Source organism: Bradyrhizobium sp. Ash2021, assembly GCF_031202265.1.
In the GTDB taxonomy this organism is placed as follows: Bacteria; Pseudomonadota; Alphaproteobacteria; order Rhizobiales; family Xanthobacteraceae; genus Bradyrhizobium.
In genome coordinates this window covers 5,104,560-5,124,558 of the sequence record NZ_CP100604.1, presented here as the reverse complement: position 1 = coordinate 5,124,558, position 19,999 = coordinate 5,104,560, and the positions used below count along the sequence as shown (strand labels likewise).

Genomic DNA, 19,999 nt, shown 5'->3' with positions numbered 1-19,999 from the left:
CGGGGCTCAGCCTTTCCAGTCCTTGGAGAATGGCACGGCGTGGCCCTCCCGGTCATGCCAGTTCGGCACGATGTTAACAGCGCCGGGCGCGCCGCAGTCGACACAGATCAGATTGCGGCCGATGCGCGACCACGGCTGATCCTGGGGCAGGGTGTCCAACCTGACATCCGCCTGATGCTTGCAGTCGCCGTTGAGGCACTGGATCGAACAGGTGACGTGGCCCTCGGCGAGCCATTCCGCAGGACTGCGCGGCGGATAATGACCTGACCAGCGTCTGGGTCTCTTGCGTGTGCGGATCGTGCCGCGCGGCGTCAGCGCCGCTATCGGCAGCCACCGGAGTTCCAGAGGACCGCGCCAATGAAGCATCGCCTATCAAAGCGCGGCCGGCCTATATCGGCAAGCCGCTACGGCTTGCGGCCTGACGACGGAATTCGCACTAAAGCGCAGACCTATCGCGGATTGACCACCTGCGTGATCGCAAAAATCAAGTGATCGACCGTCTGATCCGCAATGGCTTCCGGGTTGGGAACGGGCCTGGATGGCTGCGCCGGATAACGCATGAAGTGAGTCTTGTGCAATTCGTTGAGGAAGCCAACGTTCTCGGCAACTCCTCGTTCGTCTGTTAATCCGGAAGCGACGGCCGTTTTGTACCAGCCGACCAAATCATGCTGTTTGGGTTCATTTGCGATCGGACCGTGGCCTGCCGAATGAAACGCAAAGGCCTTCAGCGCCAATTCGATCGCGTGGGTCACCAGAGCGTATTTCGGCCAGTTCTGCTCGCCGTTACGAGAGTCAGGCAATCTAACCGCAGCCTCTCTAAATTGCCGCGCTCGATGCAAGTACTGTTGCGCCGTCGTGCCCGATGAGGCAATCGCGAATATTGGCGGCTTCATGCGTAATTTCCACAGCTATACATGGATGTGAGACGTTGCCCGCCGAAGGATGATGGTGCAGTCTCCGAAGGTGGATTTGAGCGACAGCCCAAATCCACCTCACGGGGAGCCATCTCAGTGAGCCTGGAGGGCCGGCGCGCAACCGCCGGCCTTCTGCTTTTTCACCGAGCTAATGATATCTGCCAGTGATTCGGAATCCGCGCACGACTCTGTCGTGCTTCTCCCGGCTATTCACAGGTACGGCCGTAGGGCCTGCTTGGCCCCCGAACTGTCTATGTCACCCGACGATCCGATAAACTTTGGCCCGCTTCCCGCGCGGCGTGACATCCGGGGCTGGCTTGCCGTGGTTCAAGGCTCGCAGGACAGCGACATGCGCCATCATGACGATGCCGCCACGGTCGGCCGCGTCGATCAGCATCTGCATCGCGAGTTGCCAGTGTTCTTGCGCGGACGTCTTGGCCGGCAAAGCCAAGATGTAGTCGGCGGCGTCCTTTAGCGTGACGAGCTGGCGTCCGTCCGGTAGCGGGATCAGATCGTCGAACTGCGTTGACCAGGACACGCCTATCGACCTTCCTCCGCAAGCCTCGGCGTCGATCTGGTAATGGCCGCCCGAAAACAGAGGCCAATCGCAGGCCTGCCGGAAGACGAATCATATCGGCGGCAATGTCCTTATCGCCAATGAAAAATTGCGCCACCTTGCGCTCGTTATTCAACGGCTTCGACCGGGTTTCATCATCGCGCGCCCAGCCAGGGCCATGCTGTTCGCCGTAAGTTTGGATCGCCGCACACCAGTCTGACGGGACAGCGTCACTAATCGAAGCGATTGCGGCTTGCCGCCGTTATGCTTTAGGATTTGAAGCCTGCCGAGACTTCGCGTGACATCCGGATCGCTAATCTTATTCGCGAGCCATCGCCGCATGAAGCTGGTCAAGATATCGACCGCTTGAATGAGCGTCTCAGAGCGGGAGTCTACGAATGAAATCTGCTCCGAAATGACTTTTTTAATATCGTACCCTTCGATCAGCTCACGGGGTTTATCGGGATGCCACAACTCCTTTTCAAACAAGAATTTCTTGTCGAAAAACCGGTAGTCAAACGCCGGATCGCGAACAAAACTCATCGGCTTATTGCGGGTTTTACTTTCCAGCAGGGCTCCTAGCGTGTCCTGCCACCATGCCTCTTGTGGAGAAACACGCACTGGGTCCTTTGCGTCAATAGTCCATTCAAAACGCCCCAGTTCGCGCGGACGACGTTGCGCGAAATACATCAAGTTCTCTTCGACGGCCGAACTGACCAGCTCTGACATCAGGACGCATTGGACATACAACTGGGCAGGCATGCGCTCCAACCTCTTACGAAGTTCGCGAACCTCCGCGATGAAATTCGGATGATGGGTAGGGGCTAGGTACTTGGTGATGCCCTCGCACTGCCCGGTCTTGTGACGTTCGATGTGATCCGGGTCTTCATGCGCCATATCAATCGCATAGACGTGGAGAATCGCATCGTGCCGATAAAGGACGTCGACCAGGGCCTCCAGGTGAGCAGGCGACAGCGCTCCGCCCTTTAGTTCACGGTCACGGCGCGGCCACTGGCGGCTCACGAAGTCGATTTCGCGGCGAGTGGGACCGACCTCCTTGTGCGGAAGCGCAAGCGAGCAGACCGCGCTCCAGCCCGCGCTTGCCGTAAACGTACCGCCCTCATCGATAAAGAAATGCATCGGGCTAATTTGATTATCGCAGTGGCCTGTTTTGAGAAGGCGGCTGCAAACGTGGATCGCCCGGGGCAAGACACATAAACTCGACCTCGGCCTTCGGGAAATTCCCCATCACATAAGGCGGGCCCGTCTCTTTGGCGTTCGTCACCATCAAGCTCTTACTTTGAGCGGTGCAGAATTGTCCCGCCTCACTTAACGCCTCGCCCTTCAAATTGCCTGACCCAGAGAAGCCTGTAGCGGCTTGTCGAGTTACGACAAACGCGTCCCCGCCAAGCGGCGCTACCCCAGAATTCGCAGCGCAGCCGGCCGCCGCAAGCGGCAAAGCCGCTGCTAAAATCCAAAATTTCATGTGCCACCCCCGAGGGGACCGTACCCGCTCAGGTGGCATTTGGGCAAGGCCGCCTCCACCCCATCAGTTGGCGGCCTCTTTCATTTCAAAATTCCCGTCATGGATATGCGGCCAGCACCACGCATCTGCCCGGCCGGGCACCCGCGCTTCGTCAAAGCAGGGCCTGACGTCGCCGCCGCGATGGCCGCAGGCCTGGCAGGTGAAGCGCGGTTCCAGGTCGGACAGCCGGATATCGTCGGACCAGGCCTCGGCGGAGATTACGACCGAATGCGAGCAGCGATAGTCGGCGCAGTAGACCAGCACCCGGCGGAGACCGGACTGGCGCATTTCGCCGAGGGTGATCTTGTGGGCGGGCATGGGCCATTGAAGCGTGAAGAAGCTGTCCGGGCAAGCTCGCGTGGCCGCCTTGGCGCGCTCGGCACCCGTCTTCCGTCTTCGGCCGGGTAGGGGCGCGGAGTCCAGCACGAGTGCCGCGCCCGTTGGGGTCAGGCGGCGGTCAGAAGTCGCGGCAGTGCAGGCAGTTCCTTCGTGCCGCCGAGCGGCAGTCCGAGTATCTCGCGCAGCGCGTCGTCGAGGTCGTCGAGCGCCTTGATGCGCGGGTCTACGGGACGTTTGATGATCTGAACGGGGACAAGGTAGTGGTCGCGCGTAACCGGGGCCGCATCCTTGTCTGCGGTCTTGTGCGTCATGACCTTGCCGATGATCGCATCGGAATAGCCAAGCTGTTCGAGGATGCAGGCTGCGGTGCGCCGCAAGTCGTGCGGTGTGACATCCACCAAGCCGAGAAACTCACAGACGCCGGTCTGGCCGGTTTTGTCCGTCGAGGTGCGCGCCAACATACGGCCCAGCGTGTGCTGTGCCATGTGCTTGTCCTTTCGATTTCCGGTGCCGGGGAATGCATACTCCCGGTCAGGATCGCCAATCGAAAAAACCTCGCCAAGGATTTCCCGCGCCAGACTGTTTAGAGGTTGCGTCACGGGGCGCGCTTTCTTTGAACGGCGAGACTTCACGATATTCAGCGGGATCGTCACGGCGGAGGGGGTGACCCCGGTGCGCGGGATTGCCACACACTCGCCCGTGCGCAACAGCGTGGTGAACGACAGCTTCAGCGCCAATTTGCTGAGACGGTCGCCGGGGCAGTTCGGATCATCGACGCCGAACCAAAAGGTGCGGATTTCGTCGGCAGTCAGGACGCGCCCGTCCTCGATGTCCGCACGCTCGACCGCGATGTCATCTTCCAAGAATTTGGGGCAGGGGTTGCTGGCGACATATTTGCGGTCGTCATGCATGGCCCAGACGAACATGGTGTGTAACTGGCCGCGAACACTGTTCGCCTGCGCGGGATGACCCTCGGCGACATAGCTTTGGTACAGTTCCTTGGTGTCGGCAGGGGTGATCTCGCTGGCGACCTTATGGCCCCACCATTCCAGCGGACGCTTGAGCGCGTAGCCAATGCCCCGCCACGTCTCCTTTCTCGGTACCTTGCCCCAGCGCCGGTCAACCGGTTGCTTACAATAGGCCATGTACTCGTCGTGAAGCTGTTGAAGGGTGATGCCCTCCGCGCGGGAGCGCGTGGTCCTCTGTCGGCGGATTTGCTTGATGTCCTTGTCGCCCGCGACCAAAGCGGCCAGTTTGGTCGCCTCGTTACGCGCCGCGCCGACGCCCCATTCTGGGTATGCGCCGATCAGGTGCCAGTCGCGCTTGCCGGTCCCCTTGTTGAGATGCTGGTAGTAGAACGTGAACACGCCATTGGGCGTGGTGCGCAGCACGAAGCCTTGCTGCTTGCTGTCGCTGTAGGTCTTGCGGGTGTCGCTTTTTCTGAGGTGCTTGTCGGTGATCAGAACGGGCATAACGGTTCCCCCTAACAATTCGCATTTGGATGGTTAGCCTCGGCTAATCGGACGTTCAGAAACGCCGAGACGGCGGTTGAAAAGCGAGACCTGAGCATGTACGACAGAGACTCATTTTGTAAGGCTTTCCCGTTTTTCTCTAACGGTCTCAATGTCCTATCGTATACTCTGCACCAATGATGACGGCATCCATGCCCCCGGCTTGAAGGTCGTCGAGGAGATTGCGCGCGCGCTGTCCGACGATGTCTGGATCGTGGCGCCGGAACTCGATCAGTCCGGCGTCTCGCATTCGCTGTCGCTGAACGATCCCTTGCGCCTGCGCGAAGTCGGCCCGCGCCATTTTGCGGTCCGGGGCACGCCGACCGATTGCGTGATCATGGGCGCGCGCCACATCCTCGGCGAGAAGCTGCCGGACCTCGTGTTGTCCGGCGTCAACAAGGGCCGCAACGTCGCCGAAGACGTGGTCTATTCCGGCACCATCGCCGGCGCCCTTGAAGGCACGATCCTTGGCATTCCCTCGTTCGCGCTGTCGCAGGAATTTTCGATCGAGACGCGTCACGCGCCGCTGTGGGATACGGCGCTCAAATTCGGACCGGATATCCTGCGCAAGGTGATCGATGCCGGCATCCCCAAGAACACCGTGATCAACGTCAACTTTCCCGCCTGCACACCCGATTTGGTCAAGGGCATCCGCGTTACGCGGCAAGGCAAGCGCAATCTCGGCTTTCTCAAAGTCGACAAGCGCCATGACGGCCGCGGCAATCCCTATTTCTGGATCGGCTTTGAGCGCGCGGCGATGATGGACACACCCGCGGAAGGCACCGATCTCGCGGCATTGGCCGCGCGCTACGTCTCGGTGACGCCGTTGCGGCTCGACCGCACCGACGAGGCATTTTCGGACGCGCTGACGACGACGCTGAAGTAGGGGGCGCACCGTGCCGCCTCGCGCTCAACTGTGATACCCGCGAAGGCGGGTATCCAGTACGCCGCGGCTTCTCGATTCAATCGACGGTCTCTGGAATACTGGATCATCCGCTTTCGCGGATGATGACGGGTAGGGTGAGCGGATAGAATTGCGCTAAACCGTCGCACTCTTCAGCGTGCTGTTGATCATCTGGGCCAGCGTCTCCAGCTGGAACGGCTTCTGCAGCGCCGGGCGATCGCGATAATCCTCGGGCAGGCCGGAGGAGCCGTAGCCGGTCGCGAAAATAAACGGGAGATTGCGTGCCTTGATCAATTCGGCGACCGGCGTAATCACCTTGCCGTTGACGTTGACGTCGAGAATGGCGAGATCGAATACGGTCGATTGGGCGAGCCTGACGGCCTCCGAGATTTCGCCGGCCTCGGCGGCGACGCTGTAGCCCAATTCTTCCAGCATGTCGGCGACCATCATCCGGATCATGACCTCGTCTTCAACGAGAAACACAGAACAGCCCTCAGGCCGCGTCGCTGTCATGATGGAATCCTTGCCCTTCCCACGACTCAAATTCGCAAATTACGCCCGCTGGTGCAATGTAATCATTAGGAAATATGCAGCCTGCCGGGCCGGGACCGCGCGGCGCTACCGGTCATCTGGGGAGTCCGACACCCCGCGCTTAACGCCAAAGCAAGGCCCCGGTTCCATGGTGGGAACGGGGAAGAAACGGAAATTTCTTTGAACCGGCAGTTCAGATGGCACCCAGCCGTCTGGCCGGTTGCGCGCTAGAATGCCCCAGCCAAGGCCTGACGAGAACGATATGGTGTCAACTCCAGAACCGCCCGAAAAGATGATGTTTCAGCTTAGCCTGCGGCGGCGCGGGATCAGCGATCAGACCATCCTGCGCACCATGGAAGAGGTGCCGCGCGAGGTCTTCGTGACGGCGGCCGATCGCGGTCACGCCTACCGGGACAGCGCGCTCGGCATCGCCTGCGGGCAGACCATCAGCCAGCCCTTCGTGGTGGCCTACATGACCGAGCAATTGCAGCTGCAAAAGCATCATAATGTGCTCGAGATCGGCACCGGCTCGGGCTATCAGGCCGCGATCCTGTCGCGGCTATGCAAGCATGTGCTGACCATTGAGCGCTACCGGACGCTGGCCGACAGCGCCCGCGCCCGGCTCGAAAAGCTCGGTTACGACAATATCGAGGTGTTGTTCGGCGACGGCTTCGATATCCCGCCCGGCGCGGGGGATTTCGACCGCATCATCGTGACCGCGGCGATGGAGCAGATTCCGGACAACCTGCTCGGGCGGCTCAAGCCCGGCGGCGTCCTGATCGCGCCGGTCGGCCCGCATCAGGGCACCCAGACGCTGGTTCGGGTCACCAGGTCCAATACCGGCTTCGACCGCAAGGATCTGGTCGACGTGCGTTTCGTGCCGGCGCTGCCCGGGATCGCCCGCGAACTGTAGAATCCCGGATTGGCGGTTCCCGCCAACATCTTATTCGGAGGGTTAAGCGCTTATTTACTCCCGACGTGTTTACTCAAAACAGTATTTTGTTGCGTACGAGTGAGTAACCATGTCCCGTGTCGCCGAGTTGCTTCGCTCGCGTCGCGTGCCGCAGGTAGCGGTACTGGCGCTGATGTCCGTCGGTTTTGCCGGCTGCAGCGCCGATATGTCGACGCGCTTTTCGCAAAACACGCTCTCCAATCCCTTTAACTATCAGCCCGAAGCGACCGGCTCGGTGCCGCCGGCCCAGGTCGAGCGTCGCGAGTTGCCGCAATATGCGCGGCCGCAATCCCAATCGCAGTACCAGTCCTCCGCCTTGCCGCCGCCGGCCGTTGCTGCGCCGCAATCCTATCCAGCCGCCAGCAACGGCGTGTCGGGCGGAGGCCGCGGGCTTGCGTCCTATGCGCCGCCGCCGGCGCAGCCGAGGCTTGAGACCACCGGCACGGTGGCGCCGCGTTCGGTTGCCGCCGCCCACAACCCTGCGTCAAGTGGCACCACGATCATCGTCGGCACCAGCGACACGCTCGATATCCTGGCCAAACGCTACAATGTTTCGTCGGCTGCGATCCTGCAGGCCAATGGCTACAAGGGCCCGCGCGCATTGTCGCCCGGTCAGCAACTGATCATTCCGCGCCAGTCCACTGTCGTTGCGACGCCTGCGCCGGCCGTCGCGCCGCCGGTCAGCAAGCCCGTGGCCGCCGTGACCGCGCCGCCGACCGTCCATGTCGTCAATCACGGCGACACTTTGCGCAGCATCGCGCATCGCAACCATGTATCGGTGGCCGAACTCGCCAAGGCCAATAATCTCGACCAGTCCGCCAAGCTCAGCCTCGGCATGAAGCTCAACGTACCCGGCGCGAAGACCGCGGCTGCAGCATCTGCCGCGCCGGCGGTTGCGACCGTTCCTGCCGCTGTGGCCCCGCCCGCCGGCAAAATGGCCGCCGCGGCGCCGCAGCAAAGCGTCCGGATGGCGCAGGCGACGGGTAATGTGGAACAACCGGCCGCTGCGGAAGCTCCGGCGGTCAAGCCGAGCGAAGCCACCGGCGCGCTGCCGACCTTCCGCTGGCCGGTGCGCGGCAAAGTGATCACGACCTACGGCGCCAAGACCAACGGCAAGTCGAATGACGGCATCAATCTGGCGGTGCCGGAGGGGACGCCGGTGAAGGCGGCGGAAGATGGCGTCGTGGCGTATTCCGGCAACGAGCTCAAGGGTTACGGCAATCTGGTTCTGGTTAGGCACGCCAACGGTTATGTCACCGCATATGCCCATGCAAGTGAACTGCTGGTGAAGCGCGGCGACACCATCAAGCGCGGTCAGATCATTGCCAAGTCGGGTCAATCGGGTGAGGTGGGGTCGCCGCAACTCCACTTCGAGATCCGCAAGGGATCTTCCCCGGTTGACCCGCTTCAATTCCTCAACGGGGCGTGAGGCGATTGCCTCACCAGGCGTCGCGACGCCACTGCATGCCCAACTGTCATCGCCCGGCGAAAGCGCGAAGCGCGTCTTTCGCATCAAGTGACCGGGCGAACCAGTATTCCAGAGACGTTCGCGTTTAAGCCGAGAGGCCGCGGCGTACTGGGTCCCCGCTTTTGCGGGGATGACGATCAACCGTGTTTTCTATAACTGCTTCACTCAATCACCTCATCGGCCGTTGCGAGCAGCGCGGTCGCGATGGTGATGTCGCTTGCTTTTGCGGTCTTGAGATTGATCACAAGCTCGAACTTGTTGGGCTGCTGGACCGGCAGGTCGCGCGGACTGGCGCCTTTCAGGACGCGATCGAGATAGACGGCCGCGTGCAGGAACAGCTCGGGATAGTCGATGCCGTACGATATCAATCCGCCTGCCAATGCAAACGAGCGCGCGAAGTAGATCGCGGGCAGGCGGTGCAGCGCGGCTGCGCGAAGGATGACGTCGCGATGCACGATGTTGAAGAGGTCGGTCAGGACCAGCAGCCCGCCGCCTCCTTCGTGCGCAAGCTCCGCCGCCATGGCTTCGATCTCGGCATCGTCACGGCATGGCGCTGCGCGTACCGCGACGGCGAAAGAGGGGGCGGCGTCCTCGATGGCGCGCATCATCTCGCCGGCATAGGGCGCGGTCGCGGGATTATATAGCACCGCCACCCGCGCGACCGGCGGCGTCATCTGCGTCAGGATCTCCAGCCATTTTCCGGCCACCAGCGGATTGAAGTCGCTAAAGCCAGTGACGTTGCCGCCGGGATGCCCCAGGCTCTCGACAAAATTCTGGCCGACCGGATCGGAGACCATCGTGAACACGATCGGGATCGTGCTGGTTTTCCGCCGGAGGGCCACGACGGATGGGCTGCCCTGCGCCAGCAGTACGTCCGGACCCAATGCCACCAGCTCCGCGGCGTCGCGGTCGAACAGCGCGGGGTCGCCGCCGGTCCAGCGCCAGTCGATCCGCAGATTGCCGCCCTCGCGCCAATCGAGCGCATGAAGGCCTTTGGTCAGGGCTGCGATATAGGCTTTGACGACGGAATCGCCGGCGCGATTTGCCATCAGCACTCCGAGGCGGCGCATGCCATCGCGCGGCTGCGCGGCGAGCGGACGCGATGCCAGCGTTCCGGCAATTCCCGCAAGGACTGCTCGGCGCCTGATCATGGTATACCTCAATCAAAGCCGAAAAGGGTCTAGTTCGCCCTCAGCCGCACACCCAGGCGTCCCGCCAGTTCCTGGGTGAACTGCCAGGCGACGCGGCCGGAGCGCGACCCACGCGTGGTCGACCATTCCAGCGCCTCGCGCTCCAGCTCGTCGTCGGCGAGCTTGATGCCGTAATGCCCGCAGTAGCCCCTGACCATCGCCAGATATTCATCCTGGCTGCAGCGGTGAAAGCCGAGCCACAGGCCGAAGCGGTCCGACAGCGACACCTTCTCCTCCACCGCTTCGCCGGGATTGATCGCGGTCGAGCGTTCGTTCTCGATCATCTCGCGCGCCAGGAGATGCCGGCGGTTCGAGGTCGCGTACAGGATCACATTGTCCGGGCGTCCCTCGATGCCGCCCTCCAGCACCGCCTTCAGCGATTTGTAGGAGGCGTCGTTGCCGTCGAAGGAAAGGTCATCGCAGAACACGATGAAGCGGAAATCGGACGCGCGCAGCAGGTCCATCAGGCCGGGCAGGCTCTCGATGTCCTCGCGGTGGATCTCGATCAGCTTGAGCCGGTCGGCCGGCTTGCGGTTGACGTTGATATTGGCATGGGTGGCCTTGACCAGCGACGACTTGCCCATGCCGCGCGCGCCCCACAGCAGCGCATTGTTGGCGGGCAGGCCATCGGCGAAACGTTCGGTGTTTTCGATCAGGATATCGCGCATCCGGTCGATGCCCTTGAGCAGCCCGAGGTCGACGCGGCTGACGTGCGGGACCGGCGCCAGCCGCCCATCCGGGTGCCAGACGAAGGCGTCGGCGGTCGTAAACGACTCAAGGCCCTCGGCTGCCGAGGAGGCGGCGGAAAGGTGGCCGGCGATGACCTCCAGCGCCCGTGCAATCCGCTCCGCGGTCGCGTCTTTCGGCGGGCCGGACGGGCGTTTTGTCGCGGCCTTTGCCGTGCTTTGCTTGGCCGCCTTGGGCGTGGCGCGAGACGTTGTTTTCTTGGCTTTTTTCGACATTTTCGCAGTTCCTGACCGCGCAGCCTTATCGGGCCTTGGAAGGTCCCGCAAGCGCCCTAAATGAGGGGGCTGGCGGCGTTGCAATTGGGACCGCGGCCGCTATAGTCCGCGCGAATTTGCCCGGACCGGCCAGACGCCCATGCGCTGCCGGTTGTCCCCCGTCTCACGAGGATTGTCCGAATGCTGATTACTCCTGCGTACGCCCAGGCTGCAGCCGGTGGCGATGCCAACAGCATGTTGATGTCGTTGCTGCCGTTCGCGCTGATCTTCGTCATCATGTATTTCCTGATTCTGCGCCCGCAGCAGAAGAAGGTGAAGGATCACGCCGAACTGGTCAAAAACATCCGCCGCGGCGATACCGTGGTCACGACCGGCGGGCTGGTCGGCAAGGTGACCAAGGTCGTGGACGACGACCAGATCGAGTTCGAGATTTCGGACGGCGTCCGGGTGCGGCAGATGCGGCAGATGATTTCGGGCGTTCGCGCCAAGGGCGAGCCGGCCAAGGAAAAGAGTGAGCCCGCCAAGGACGAGACGTCCGCGAGCTGATTTTCCGCGGCCCGGACGCGAGGGCCCATTTTCCTGAATCTGACGGGTCAACTCGATGTTGTATTTCACGCGGTGGAAGGCGCTGGCGATCATCCTGACGGCGCTGGTGGTGTGCCTTTGCGCCGTTCCAAACTTCTTCCCCGAGGCGAAGGTGAAGACCTGGCCGGTTTGGGCGCAGCGCCACATCGTGCTCGGCCTCGACCTGCAGGGCGGCTCGTCGCTGCTGCTGGAGGTCGACTCCAACTACGTCAGGAAGGAAAAGCTCGATCAGGTACGCGACGACGCCCGCCGTGTGCTGCGTGACGCCAAGATCCAGTATACCGGCCTCAATGTCCGCAACGATGTTGTCGAGGTGCGCATCACCAAAGACACCGATCTGGCGACGGCGCTGAGCAAACTGCGTGAACTGTCGCAGCCACTTGGCGGCTTGCTTGGGTCCAGCGGCCAGCGCAGCCTTGAAGTTGCGGACAGCGGCGGTGGGGCGATCCGGCTGACGATCCCTCCGGCAGCGATCACCGACCGTATTCGGCAATCGGTTGAACAGTCGATCCAGATCGTCGAGCGCCGCGTCAATGAACTCGGAACGGTGGAGCCCTTGATCCAGCGTCAGGGTGATGATCGCATCCTGGTGCAGGTGCCGGGCCTGCAAGATCCGACCCGGCTGAAGGAATTGCTTGGCAAGACCGCCAAGATGGAATTCCGGATGGTCGATCTCACGGTGCCGCCGGATCAGGCGCAACGGGGCGGCGTGCCGCCGGATTCGGAGTTGCTGCCCAGCGCTGATCCGTCGAATCCCCAGCCCTATGTGATCAAGAAGCAGGTGCTGGTCTCCGGCGGCGATCTGATCGACGCCCAGCCGGGCTTCGACCAGCGCACCAACCAGCCGATCGTTTCATTCAAGTTCAACAGCTCCGGATCACGGAAGTTCGCGGCGGCGACGACCGAACACGTCAAGGAACCGTTCGCCATCGTGCTGGATGGCAAGGTGATCTCGGCGCCGGTGATCCAGGAACCGATCACCGCCGGCTCCGGACAGATATCCGGCAGCTTTACCGTGCAGCAAGCCAATGATCTGGCGATTCTGTTGCGTGCCGGTGCGCTGCCGGCCCCGCTGACCATCATCGAAGAACGCACGGTCGGTCCGGGCCTCGGTCAGGATTCGATCGAAAAGGGCGAACTGGCGGCCTATGTCGGCTCGATCATGGTCATCGTGTTCATGCTTTTGACCTACCGGCTGTTCGGCGTGTTCGCCAACGTCGCGGTCGCCATCAACGTCGCCATGATCTTCGGTATGTTGTCGCTGCTGAACGCGACGCTGACGCTGCCGGGCATCGCCGGCATCGTGCTGACGGTCGGTATCGCGGTCGATTCCAACGTGCTGATCTACGAGCGCATCCGCGAGGAACTGCGCGGCGGACGCAACGCGATTTCGGCGATCGACGCCGGCTTCAAGCGCGCACTGTCGACGATTCTGGACTCCAACATCACCACCTTCATCGCCGCCGCGGTGCTGTTCTATATCGGCACCGGTCCGGTGCGCGGTTTTGCCGTCACGCTCGGCATCGGCATCATCACCACGGTTTTCACCGCCTTTACACTCACCCGGTTGATCGTCGCGTGGTGGGTGCGGTGGAAGCGGCCGCAAAGCGTGCCGATCTAAGGGAATGCGGCTTTGACTCATTTCGTGCTTATCTCGCTGGGCATCCTGATTGCCGTGCTGACCGTGGTCAGCGCGCTCGGCCTGCTGCCTTCGCTGCGGATCGTCCCCGACAACACCCATTTCGATTTCACGCGCTTTCGCCGCATCAGCTTTCCGATCTCGGCGCTGCTGTCGATCTTCGCGATCACGCTGTTCTTCACCCACGGGCTGAATTTCGGCATCGACTTCAAGGGCGGCACGCTCCTGGAAGTGCAGGCCAAGTCCGGCACCGCCGACATTGCCTCGATGCGGGCGACGCTGAGCACCCTTGGGCTGGGCGACGTCCAGCTGCAGCAGTTCGGCGGGCCGGCCGACGTGCTGATCCGGGTTGCCGAACAGCCCGGCGGCGACGCCGCGCAGCAGGAAGCCGTGCAGAAGGTCCGTGGCGCGCTTGGCGAGGCCGTGGATTATCGCCGCGTCGAAGTGGTGGGGCCGCGCGTCTCCGGCGAATTGCTGGCCTACGGCATGCTCGGGCTGATGCTCGCGATCTTCGCGATCCTGATCTATCTCTGGTTCCGGTTCGAATGGCAGTTCGCGCTGGGCGCCATGATCGCCAACGTCCACGATATCGTGCTGACGATCGGCTTCATGTCGATCTCACAGGTCGATTTCGACCTCACCAGCATCGCGGCGCTGCTGACCATCCTCGGCTACTCCCTCAACGATACGGTCGTGATCTATGACCGAATCCGCGAAATGCTGCGGCGCTACAAGAAAATGCCGATGCCGCAACTGCTCAACGAATCCATCAATTCGACGCTGTCGCGCTCTATCATCACCCACGTCACGGTGACGCTGGCCTTGCTGGCGCTATTGCTGTTCGGCGGCCATGCGATCCACAGCTTCACCGCGGTGATGATGTTCGGCGTGGTGCTGGTCGGTACCTACACCTCGATCTTCATCGCGGCGCCAATTCTGATCTATCTCGGCGTCGGCACGCATCGCGAAGCGCCGGAACCGCCGCCGAAGAAGAAGTAACACGGGCACGATCCCGACCCGACGGGCCGCGTCAGCGCAAGGTGGGAACCGGTTTTCGGACAAGATCATGCCCAAGCAAACAGCAAATCCCTCGGACGCTCCGCATCTTCCGAGATCGGCGCCGATCGAGGCCTACGGCAAGGGCGGCTTTGTCTTCGCCGACATGTCGCATCGGGGCTCGCTGCTGTGCCTGCCGGATGCAATCTGGGCCTGGCCGGTGACGAAGCCGGAGGAGATCGACGAGGTTTCGCTGGCGCGCGTATTCAAGGCGGCGAACAGCATCGACACCCTGATCGTCGGCACTGGAACGGAAGTCTGGATCCCGCCCCGAGGCCTTCGCGAGGCGTTGCGCGCGGTAAAAGTGGTGCTGGATCCGATGCAGACCGGACCCGCGATCCGCACCTACAACATCATGATGGGCGAGCGCCGGCGTGTCGCGGCGGCGCTGATTGCGGTGCCATGAGCGGCACCGAGGCGCATGCGGATTCCGCCGGTTTCTGCGCCGATCTGGTACGTACCCACGATTTCGTCCGCTACGCATCGACGCTGTTCGCCCCGGCGGCCCAACGCCGCGCGCTGCTTGCGATCTACGCCTTCAATGCCGAGATTTCCCGGGTGCGCGACCATGTCAGCCAGCCGCTGCCGGGTGAAATGCGGCTGCAATGGTGGACCGACATGCTGGCCGGCGCCGGCCATGGCGGTGTCGAGGGCAATCCGGTCGCAGCCGAACTGCTGCTGGCGATCCGCGATTTCGGACTGCCGGTCGAGCCGCTGTCCCGGCTGATCGACGAACATCAGTTCGATCTCTACAACGATCCGATGCCGTCGATGGCGGCGCTGGAGGGGTACGTCAACGACACCTCGTCGGCGCTGTTTGCGCTGGCCGCGTGCGTCGCCGCCCGGCCGTCGGAGGAGATCGAGCATCTGGCGCGCCATGCGGGTCTGGCGCAGGGCATCGTGCAGGTGATCGCGGCGCTGCCGCTGGACGCCGCGCGGCGCCAGTTGTTCGTGCCGCTGCAATTGCTGGAAAGCCACGGCAGCGGTATGGAGCAAGTGTTTTCCGGCAGGCAGACGCCGCCCGTACGCGCGGCGATCGATCAATTGATCGGCGAGGCGCGGGGCCATTTCGATACGGCGTTTGAATTGCTCGCCGGCGTGCCACCGGAGGTGAGGCCGATCTTCCTGCCGCTGGCGCTGGTCAGGCGCGACCTGAAACGGATGTCGCGCGCCGACAACGATCCGTTCCTGCCGTACGGTACCTCGCGGTTCCGCACGCTGTGGACCTTGTGGCGCGCGTCGCGCTCACGGGAGTTTTCGTAAGGCCAGCGAACGCCTCAAGTCTGTTTTTGGATATGCTTGGTGAATATCCTGATCACGGAGCCTTTGACGGTCGGGCCGGCGTCGAACAGATCGGATGCGATGCGCTCGACGGAATCCCGCAGGGCCAGGAATTGCGCCTGCCGCGCGATGCTCGGCGTTCCCCTTTCGCCCGCAAGCTCGTCCATCGCCGCGTCGCTGATCTGACATTGGACGGTGTCGTCGCCGTTTTGCATCGTAAATCCGAACGCCAGGCGTTCGGTGTCATATCCGACAATTTTGCCACGCGTCAGCGGCATCGAAAGCTCCCGTTGGCGCCGCCTCGAAGCGTCCTTCGTCATGGCAGCATTGTCGAGACGGAACGGTGGCGTTGAGCCTCAGTGAAGGCCGTCGTGCTCCGAAAGCGAGTGTCCGGTACGCCGCGCCCTCTCGATCCAGCCCCAACGGCTCCGCAATGATGGATCACCCGTCTTCGCGGGTAATGACATCCGGAACGTGCGAAGACGGCGTATCCATGTCCGCCGTCTCGAAATTGAACCGGTCCCGCAGATTTTTTCGCTGTTCCAGAATATCCTTCAGGAATTCCCGGTCGGCATCGCTGCGCATCATCGGCTCGATCAGGTCGATCTGGTTCATCGCCACCAGTTGCAGGATCTCGGTGCGGGGTTTGCCGGCGCTGTCGCGCGGCAATGCGTGCACCACCTGGATATGTTCCGGCGGCTTGACGCCCTTGGCCGACGACAATTCGCTGCGCAACTGCTTTTCGAGCGAGGTCTGGTCGGCTTCCACGAACGCATACAACCCGACGCCGACGCGCCGGTCGGCGAAAGCGACAATGGCGGTATCGCGTACATCCGGGTTTTTCCGGATCAGGTCGATCAGGACCGGCGCGTCGTTGACCAGCCGCCGGCCGCCGCCTTCGCGGTCGGTGAAGTTGAACAGGCCGCGAGTGACCGCCTGGTAGATTTTCTTGCCGGTCTTGAGCCAGACGCTGGCGACCGCCGACTTTTTCGCAAGAACCTTGCGCTCGCTCGGCGTCAGTGCTTCCGGCGCGTAGCTGCGCTTGTGTTTCAGGAGATGCCGCAGATCCTCGTAAGCCGCGATCCGAAACAGCCGGCTGCGGCTCTTGAAGCAGGCGGCGAGTTGGAAATCGGTGACATAGGCGCGGCCGTCGGTGCCGCGCAGCCAGTTCTGTTCCTTGGCCAGATCGTTATGGCAGATGCCGGCGCGGTGCAGCCGGCGCAGCGCCGCCTTGGCGGAGCGGAAATAGGCGACGTCGCCGTGCGGTTTGGCCAAATGAAGTGCGACGCCGTCGATGAAGCCGCGCACCAGCGCGCGCTTTCCCGCCCATAGCAGCCGTGGACCGACATCGAGGTCGCGCGCCAGCGCCAGCGCGCGGCGTTCGCGCGCAAACAGGTGAAGCGCCAGCGCAAAGGACCATGGCGGCACCTGATCGAGCCGGCGCAGCACCGCATCGACTTCGCCGTCACCATCGCGAAAACGGCCGCGCTCGACGGTCGAAAACACGTCGCGCTTCAGCAATACGCCTTCGGTCCATCGCGCCGACAATACCGCGGCGTCATCCCGGGGTAAGCTCATGATGTTACGCCGCCGCCGCTACGCGTAAGTGATCGGCGATCCAGCGATCGAGATCGGCAAGCGCGCGGGCGCTCATCGCCTGCTTCTTGGCGACCGTCTTCTCGTTGCCCCGCAGCCGCGTGCCGTCGGGCTTTTTGGTCGGAGGCGTGGCGAGCGGCGGAAACAGGCCGAAATTGATGTTCATCGGCTGGAACGAGCGCGGCCCGGCGTCGACGGTCTCGATGTGACCACCGGTGATGTGGCCGAGCAGCGAGCCCAGTGCCGTGGTCGATGGCGGCGGCGCCAGCTCCTGTGCGCGGGCGTTGGCTCCGGCGTAGAGGCCGGCGATCAATCCGATGCTGGCGGATTCCACATAGCCTTCGCAGCCGGTCATCTGTCCGGCAAAGCGCAGCCGCGGCTGGGCGCGAAGGCGCAATTGCTGATCCAAAAGCTTCGGCGAATTCAGAAAAGTGTTGCGATGCAGGCCGCCGAGCCGGGCGAATTCGGCGTGCTCGAGGCCTGGAATGGTACGGAATACGCGCTGCTGCGCGCCGTGCTTCAGCTTGGTCTGGAAGCCGACGATATTGTAGAGCGTGCCGAGCTTGTTATCCTGGCGCAGCTGCACGATGGCGTAGGGTTTTATGGTCGGATCTCTCGGATTAGTCAGCCCGACCGGCTTCATCGGCCCGTGCCGCAGCGTCTCGTGTCCGCGTTCGGCCATCACCTCGACCGGCAGGCAGCCGTCGAAATAGGGCGTACTGGTCTCCCAGTCCTTGAAGTCGACTTTCTCGCCGGCCAGCAGCGCGTCGACGAAAGCGTCGTACTGCTCTTTCGTCATCGGACAGTTGATGTAATCGGCGCCGGAACCGCCGGGCCCAACCTTGTCGTAGCGCGACTGAAACCACGCCACCGACATGTCGATGGATTCCTTGTGCACGATCGGCGCGATCGCATCGAAGAACGCCAGCGCGTTCTCGTCGGTGAGCTGGCGGACCGCGTCCGCCAGCGGCGCTGAGGTGAGTGGGCCGGTGGCTACGATGACATTGTCCCATTCGCCGGGCGGCAGGCCGGCGATTTCGGCGCGGTCGATCTCGATCAGGGGATGATCCCCGAGCGCCTTGGTGACGGCGGCGGAAAAGCCGTCGCGGTCGACCGCCAGCGCCCCGCCGGCCGGCACCTGGTTGGCGTCGGCGGCGCGCATGATCAGCGAGCCCAGCCGGCGCATTTCGGCGTGCAGCAGGCCAACCGCATTGTTGGCGGCATCATCGGAGCGGAACGAATTGGAGCAGACGAGTTCGGCAAGACCCTCGGTGCGATGCGCCTCGGTCATCCGGTGCGGACGCATCTCATGCAGGACCACGGCAATGCCGGCATTGGCGATCTGCCAGGCGGCTTCCGAGCCGGCGAGGCCGGCGCCGATCACGTGCACGGTTTCGGTTGGGGATTTCTGAGCAGTCATGGGCCGAGGGTTAGCGCGTTTTCTCGCCAAGTGCACCTGCGCCAACCGCAGCGAAGCTTATTCCTGCGCGTTTTCTTTACGCGAACCCGTGCTCACCCGGATCAAGCCGGGGCAGGCTTTCGCTCGCAAACGCCATGCCCTGGATACGACAACGCCCGCAGCGAGGCGGGCGTTATCCGTCAACAGGCAGCTGACGAGCGATCAGCCGTTATAGTTCCCGGCTGCAACGCGCGGAATGTCCGAGCGATCAAGGCCGATATCGGCCAGTTCGCGATCGCTAAGCTGGGACAATTCGCTGACATTGCGCTGATAGTCCCGGAACGCCTGGATCATGCGGATGAGCGAGAGCAACATGGTAGTCTCCTTGTAGTTTCGATTCAGCCTTTGGAGGAAAGCCTCATCGTTGAAATGAATATAGGGCGGCATACCGCATTGCAGAAGTTCCAATGTTGCGGTGCAGCTAAGTCCAAAACGCATAGCGTCGGCAAGGATCGATTAACCTTTCGGCATAGGTGCCCGATTGATCGGCCGAGGGCCCGATCTCAACCCCAATAAGACGGAAAAGGCCCGTATAATCGCGGTATCGTTGCAATCGCGAGTGCAGCGATTACCGAACGAATAAGTGATTATTCGATAGCCGAAAATCAAGTTCGCGCCAGCCGGATGCCGGTGCGGCGTCTCGCCGGTCGGGGGATTTGATGAAAACTGCATGCGTGATTCGCATGCAGTTTTTGCCATAAGAGTGAATATATAATCATTTCTTTCCGGCCGACTGCACCTTAGGTGCCGCGAGTATTCCTCCAGGATTTTTTCATCCCATCGAGTCAACCCGGAACCGGACCATCGTAACTGCAGAAATATTTCCAGGGTGCATCGTCCTCGCTGATGATTGGGTTGGAGCGCCGGCGGCGATGGCGTTCGCAGCAAATCGATCGCCGCGGGTCGGCGCCGCCGCGCGTGACGTGCTGATAATTTTTTGTGTGCTCTTACGAAGCGCATGAACAGCGCGCGCTCTGCAAGGGAAGCCGATCTATCAGTGCGTGCGATCGACTCGCGACGCCCGCGATTCCTTACCAACGCGTAATGAAAAAGCGCCGTTGCGCATGCGGCTTTGCGCGCGGCGCCGATCACATTTCTATCGCATGAAATTCATTCCGGAACGGTGCCGGGATCAGCGAAAAATGATTTCGCAGATTCCGGCAATGACGCCGTTGTCTGTGCAAGAAAAACAGAAAATGGAAAGTAACATGCTCAATAAATTACTCGGAGCGGCCGCAATGGTCGCCGCTGCTTACGCAGTCGTTCCCGCCAACGCCGCCAAGATGGGTGGCGGCTGCAGCGGACCGAACCTCGCCAAAACCGAATCCAAGATCGACACCATGGCTGATGGTGAAGGCAAGATCATGGCCCAGAAGGAAATCGCGATGGCTCAGGACGCGATGCTCAGCGGCAAGATGGGTGCATGCGGCATGCACCTGAGCAAGGCGATGCACGCCGGCATGGCGAAGTAATCCGTCGCACGCGAAGGGGCCGGTTGCTTTGCGATCGGCCCTCTCATTGGTCTGATTGT

General features: G+C 62.3%; 22 protein-coding genes. 9 read left to right on the top strand and 13 right to left on the bottom strand.

What is annotated here, in order from left to right; genetic code table 11:
- Positions 1-6 precede the first annotated feature (6 nt).
- The 6 genes from NL528_RS24600 to NL528_RS24575 form a co-directional block, all read right to left on the bottom strand.
- A complete protein-coding gene (locus NL528_RS24600) occupies positions 7-366 on the bottom strand; it encodes a hypothetical protein (RefSeq protein WP_309177038.1) in 360 nt (119 codons plus the stop codon).
- Between the two features lie 83 nt (positions 367-449).
- The gene (locus NL528_RS24595) at positions 450-893 is read right to left on the bottom strand and encodes a hypothetical protein (RefSeq protein ID WP_309177037.1); all 444 of its coding nucleotides are present in this window, start codon (positions 891-893) and stop codon (positions 450-452) included.
- A 277-nt stretch (positions 894-1,170) separates the two neighbouring features.
- Entirely contained in the window at positions 1,171-1,452 is a 282-nt protein-coding gene (locus NL528_RS24590) for a hypothetical protein (protein WP_309177036.1), read from the bottom strand.
- Between the two features lie 150 nt (positions 1,453-1,602).
- Entirely contained in the window at positions 1,603-2,610 is a 1,008-nt protein-coding gene (locus NL528_RS24585) for a DUF3800 domain-containing protein (RefSeq protein WP_309177035.1), read from the bottom strand.
- Positions 2,611-3,019: 409 nt separating this feature from the next.
- Positions 3,020-3,313: a hypothetical protein gene (locus tag NL528_RS24580; RefSeq protein WP_309177034.1), complete on the bottom strand. Its 294-nt coding sequence runs from the start codon at positions 3,311-3,313 to the stop codon at positions 3,020-3,022.
- 128 nt (positions 3,314-3,441) lie between these two features.
- Entirely contained in the window at positions 3,442-4,806 is a 1,365-nt protein-coding gene (locus tag NL528_RS24575) for an integrase family protein (RefSeq protein WP_309177033.1), read from the bottom strand.
- Positions 4,807-4,957: 151 nt separating this feature from the next.
- On the opposite strand from NL528_RS24575, the gene surE reads away from it, so the two are divergent.
- Positions 4,958-5,731: a 5'/3'-nucleotidase SurE gene (gene surE / locus NL528_RS24570; RefSeq protein ID WP_309177032.1), complete on the top strand. Its 774-nt coding sequence runs from the start codon at positions 4,958-4,960 to the stop codon at positions 5,729-5,731.
- A gap of 153 nt (positions 5,732-5,884) precedes the next feature.
- Here the strand turns inward: surE and NL528_RS24565 are convergent, their stop codons facing one another.
- Positions 5,885-6,262: a response regulator gene (locus NL528_RS24565; RefSeq protein ID WP_309177031.1), complete on the bottom strand. Its 378-nt coding sequence runs from the start codon at positions 6,260-6,262 to the stop codon at positions 5,885-5,887.
- A gap of 280 nt (positions 6,263-6,542) precedes the next feature.
- Here NL528_RS24565 and NL528_RS24560 point away from each other — a divergent pair, with 280 nt between their 5' ends.
- Positions 6,543-7,193: a protein-L-isoaspartate(D-aspartate) O-methyltransferase gene (locus NL528_RS24560; protein WP_309177030.1), complete on the top strand. Its 651-nt coding sequence runs from the start codon at positions 6,543-6,545 to the stop codon at positions 7,191-7,193.
- Positions 7,194-7,302: 109 nt separating this feature from the next.
- Complete coding sequence (locus NL528_RS24555) at positions 7,303-8,661, top strand: peptidoglycan DD-metalloendopeptidase family protein (RefSeq protein ID WP_309177029.1); 1,359 nt, start codon at positions 7,303-7,305, stop codon at positions 8,659-8,661.
- Between the two features lie 200 nt (positions 8,662-8,861).
- Here NL528_RS24555 and NL528_RS24550 read toward each other — a convergent pair whose 3' ends face one another.
- Together NL528_RS24550 and NL528_RS24545 are read right to left on the bottom strand one after the other, a co-directional pair.
- Positions 8,862-9,851 carry an ABC transporter substrate-binding protein gene (locus tag NL528_RS24550; RefSeq protein ID WP_309177028.1) on the bottom strand — a complete coding sequence of 330 codons (990 nt, stop codon included), beginning with the start codon at positions 9,849-9,851 and terminating at the stop codon, positions 8,862-8,864.
- 29 nt (positions 9,852-9,880) lie between these two features.
- Entirely contained in the window at positions 9,881-10,852 is a 972-nt protein-coding gene (locus NL528_RS24545; RefSeq protein ID WP_309177027.1) for an ATP-binding protein, read from the bottom strand.
- A 180-nt stretch (positions 10,853-11,032) separates the two neighbouring features.
- Here NL528_RS24545 and yajC point away from each other — a divergent pair, with 180 nt between their 5' ends.
- From yajC to NL528_RS24520, 5 genes are all read left to right on the top strand, one after another.
- Positions 11,033-11,398 (top strand): preprotein translocase subunit YajC, encoded by a 366-nt coding sequence (yajC, locus tag NL528_RS24540; RefSeq protein ID WP_309177026.1) that lies wholly within the window; start codon positions 11,033-11,035, stop codon positions 11,396-11,398.
- A 55-nt stretch (positions 11,399-11,453) separates the two neighbouring features.
- Positions 11,454-13,058 carry a protein translocase subunit SecD gene (gene secD / locus NL528_RS24535; RefSeq protein ID WP_309177025.1) on the top strand — a complete coding sequence of 535 codons (1,605 nt, stop codon included), beginning with the start codon at positions 11,454-11,456 and terminating at the stop codon, positions 13,056-13,058.
- A 12-nt stretch (positions 13,059-13,070) separates the two neighbouring features.
- On the top strand, positions 13,071-14,075 hold the full coding sequence (secF, locus tag NL528_RS24530; protein ID WP_309177024.1) for a protein translocase subunit SecF: 1,005 nt from the start codon (positions 13,071-13,073) through the stop codon (positions 14,073-14,075).
- A 67-nt stretch (positions 14,076-14,142) separates the two neighbouring features.
- On the top strand, positions 14,143-14,538 hold the full coding sequence (locus NL528_RS24525; RefSeq protein ID WP_309177023.1) for an Mth938-like domain-containing protein: 396 nt from the start codon (positions 14,143-14,145) through the stop codon (positions 14,536-14,538).
- A complete protein-coding gene (locus NL528_RS24520) occupies positions 14,535-15,395 on the top strand; it encodes a phytoene/squalene synthase family protein (protein WP_309177022.1) in 861 nt (286 codons plus the stop codon). The genes NL528_RS24525 and NL528_RS24520 overlap by 4 nt, the downstream gene beginning before the upstream one ends.
- Positions 15,396-15,409: 14 nt before the next feature.
- Here NL528_RS24520 and NL528_RS24515 read toward each other — a convergent pair whose 3' ends face one another.
- The 4 genes from NL528_RS24515 to NL528_RS24500 all read right to left on the bottom strand — a co-directional run bounded on the left by NL528_RS24515 (position 15,410) and on the right by NL528_RS24500 (position 18,783).
- Entirely contained in the window at positions 15,410-15,691 is a 282-nt protein-coding gene (locus tag NL528_RS24515) for a DUF1488 family protein (RefSeq protein WP_309177021.1), read from the bottom strand.
- A 163-nt stretch (positions 15,692-15,854) separates the two neighbouring features.
- A complete protein-coding gene (locus NL528_RS24510) occupies positions 15,855-16,991 on the bottom strand; it encodes a serine/threonine protein kinase (RefSeq protein ID WP_309177020.1) in 1,137 nt (378 codons plus the stop codon).
- A gap of 4 nt (positions 16,992-16,995) precedes the next feature.
- A complete protein-coding gene (gene trmFO / locus NL528_RS24505; protein ID WP_309177019.1) occupies positions 16,996-18,429 on the bottom strand; it encodes a methylenetetrahydrofolate--tRNA-(uracil(54)-C(5))-methyltransferase (FADH(2)-oxidizing) TrmFO in 1,434 nt (477 codons plus the stop codon).
- Between the two features lie 201 nt (positions 18,430-18,630).
- Complete coding sequence (locus tag NL528_RS24500; RefSeq protein ID WP_074278622.1) at positions 18,631-18,783, bottom strand: DUF1127 domain-containing protein; 153 nt, start codon at positions 18,781-18,783, stop codon at positions 18,631-18,633.
- A gap of 827 nt (positions 18,784-19,610) precedes the next feature.
- Between NL528_RS24500 and NL528_RS24495 the strand changes: the two genes are divergently transcribed.
- On the top strand, positions 19,611-19,940 hold the full coding sequence (locus NL528_RS24495) for a hypothetical protein (RefSeq protein ID WP_309177018.1): 330 nt from the start codon (positions 19,611-19,613) through the stop codon (positions 19,938-19,940).
- Positions 19,941-19,999: the final 59 nt, after the last annotated feature.

Excerpts from the sequence above, each read along its gene's own strand:
- NL528_RS24520 (WP_309177022.1), top strand. The coding sequence starts at position 14,535 with ATGAGCGGCACCGAGGCGCATGCGGATTCCGCCGGTTTCTGCGCCGAT.
- NL528_RS24495 (WP_309177018.1), top strand. The coding sequence starts at position 19,611 with ATGATTTCGCAGATTCCGGCAATGACGCCGTTGTCTGTGCAAGAAAAA.
- NL528_RS24565 (WP_309177031.1), bottom strand. The coding sequence starts at position 6,262 with ATGACAGCGACGCGGCCTGAGGGCTGTTCTGTGTTTCTCGTTGAAGAC.
- NL528_RS24500 (WP_074278622.1), bottom strand. The coding sequence starts at position 18,783 with ATGTTGCTCTCGCTCATCCGCATGATCCAGGCGTTCCGGGACTATCAG.
- NL528_RS24560 (WP_309177030.1), top strand. The coding sequence starts at position 6,543 with ATGGTGTCAACTCCAGAACCGCCCGAAAAGATGATGTTTCAGCTTAGC.
- NL528_RS24550 (WP_309177028.1), bottom strand. The coding sequence starts at position 9,851 with ATGATCAGGCGCCGAGCAGTCCTTGCGGGAATTGCCGGAACGCTGGCA.
- NL528_RS24575 (WP_309177033.1), bottom strand. The coding sequence starts at position 4,806 with ATGCCCGTTCTGATCACCGACAAGCACCTCAGAAAAAGCGACACCCGC.
- NL528_RS24510 (WP_309177020.1), bottom strand. The coding sequence starts at position 16,991 with ATGAGCTTACCCCGGGATGACGCCGCGGTATTGTCGGCGCGATGGACC.
- NL528_RS24515 (WP_309177021.1), bottom strand. The coding sequence starts at position 15,691 with ATGCCGCTGACGCGTGGCAAAATTGTCGGATATGACACCGAACGCCTG.
- NL528_RS24585 (WP_309177035.1), bottom strand. The coding sequence starts at position 2,610 with ATGCATTTCTTTATCGATGAGGGCGGTACGTTTACGGCAAGCGCGGGC.
- yajC (WP_309177026.1), top strand. The coding sequence starts at position 11,033 with ATGCTGATTACTCCTGCGTACGCCCAGGCTGCAGCCGGTGGCGATGCC.
- NL528_RS24595 (WP_309177037.1), bottom strand. The coding sequence starts at position 893 with ATGAAGCCGCCAATATTCGCGATTGCCTCATCGGGCACGACGGCGCAA.
- NL528_RS24580 (WP_309177034.1), bottom strand. The coding sequence starts at position 3,313 with ATGCCCGCCCACAAGATCACCCTCGGCGAAATGCGCCAGTCCGGTCTC.
- NL528_RS24525 (WP_309177023.1), top strand. The coding sequence starts at position 14,143 with ATGCCCAAGCAAACAGCAAATCCCTCGGACGCTCCGCATCTTCCGAGA.
- NL528_RS24555 (WP_309177029.1), top strand. The coding sequence starts at position 7,303 with ATGTCCCGTGTCGCCGAGTTGCTTCGCTCGCGTCGCGTGCCGCAGGTA.
- surE (WP_309177032.1), top strand. The coding sequence starts at position 4,958 with ATGTCCTATCGTATACTCTGCACCAATGATGACGGCATCCATGCCCCC.
- NL528_RS24600 (WP_309177038.1), bottom strand. The coding sequence starts at position 366 with ATGCTTCATTGGCGCGGTCCTCTGGAACTCCGGTGGCTGCCGATAGCG.
- NL528_RS24545 (WP_309177027.1), bottom strand. The coding sequence starts at position 10,852 with ATGTCGAAAAAAGCCAAGAAAACAACGTCTCGCGCCACGCCCAAGGCG.
- secD (WP_309177025.1), top strand. The coding sequence starts at position 11,454 with ATGTTGTATTTCACGCGGTGGAAGGCGCTGGCGATCATCCTGACGGCG.
- trmFO (WP_309177019.1), bottom strand. The coding sequence starts at position 18,429 with ATGACTGCTCAGAAATCCCCAACCGAAACCGTGCACGTGATCGGCGCC.